Here is a 982-nt window from a genome sequence, read left to right on the forward strand (position 1 = left end):
GCGACGATGCAGCCGTCGTTGTTCGACAGCACCACCACGGCGCGCCCTTGCAGGTCCGGGCGGAACACCTGCTCGCAAGAGGCATAGAAGCTGTTGCAGTCGACCAGGGCAATGCGCGGCTCTGGGGAGCCAATGACAGGGGGCATGGCTGGGCCTCAGAGGGTCTTGATGACGCGCGTCACCACGCCCCAGACCTGCAGCTCCTGGCCGTCCTGGAAGCGGATCGGGGCATAGTCCGGGTTGGCCGCCTCCAGGCGCACGCCATCGCCGCTCAGATGCAGGCGCTTGACGGTGAACTCGCCGTCGACCACGGCGATGACGATGCGCCCATGGCTGGGGGTGAGGGCCTTGTCTACCAGGAGTACATCGCCGTCGTCGATGCCGGCGCCGGTCATGGAGTGACCGCGCACGCGCAGCAGGAAGGTCGCCTCGGGGTGCGGCACGAGCAGCGCATTGAGGTCGATGGCCGGCTCCTGGTCGTCCTCCGCCGGGGACGGGAAGCCGGCCTGCACCGGCCAGCGCATCACCGGCAGGCGGACGCGGGGTGTCGATCCCGGCAGCGGCAGCGGGCCGAGCCACTGGGCAGTCGTCTGGCCCCGGCTGGGGCAGCGGTGGAGGTGGAGCGCGCGCATGGGGTATCCGTGCGGGTCGGGGATGCCCGCAGGATACGGTAGAACCGAGGTACTGTCGATATCAACAGTACCCCGGTTTTTGGTTCGGATCGGGGGATCCGATCCGGGACCCTGATCCGGGATCCTGATCAGGGGGTCTGCTTAGCGGCTTAGGCGCTGACGAAGGTCAGGTGGTCGGCCTTGTAGTCGTCGCGCTGTTGCTTGGACTCAGGGTCCAGGCCGGCGGCGAGCATCTTCTCTTTGAGCCAGCGCGGCAGCGGGCCCCGCTTGTAAGTGTTGCTGGGGTCGTCGGGGTCGACGTAATAGCTGCCGCTGATCGGGGCGACACTGCCGCGCTTGCGCCCGAGCAA

3 protein-coding genes are annotated in these 982 nt (G+C 68.0%); all 3 read right to left on the reverse strand.

The genetic code is table 11. From position 1 onward, the window contains the following. The coding region (locus F2Q65_RS19270) for a Y-family DNA polymerase (RefSeq protein WP_484421973.1) at positions 1 to 146 on the reverse strand (146 nt) is incomplete at its 3' end. Between the two features lie 9 nt (positions 147 to 155). After that, complete coding sequence (locus tag F2Q65_RS19275; protein ID WP_211354123.1) at positions 156 to 632, reverse strand: LexA family protein; 477 nt, start codon at positions 630 to 632, stop codon at positions 156 to 158. Between the two features lie 149 nt (positions 633 to 781). Then, positions 782 to 982: H-NS histone family protein (locus F2Q65_RS19585; RefSeq protein WP_246156404.1), on the reverse strand; the 201-nt coding region annotated here is incomplete at its 5' end.

It is taken from the genome of Thiohalocapsa marina (assembly GCF_008632335.1).
GTDB lineage: Bacteria > Pseudomonadota > Gammaproteobacteria > Chromatiales > Chromatiaceae > Thiohalocapsa > Thiohalocapsa marina.

Excerpts from the sequence above, each read along its gene's own strand:
- F2Q65_RS19275 (WP_211354123.1), bottom strand. The coding sequence starts at position 632 with ATGCGCGCGCTCCACCTCCACCGCTGCCCCAGCCGGGGCCAGACGACT.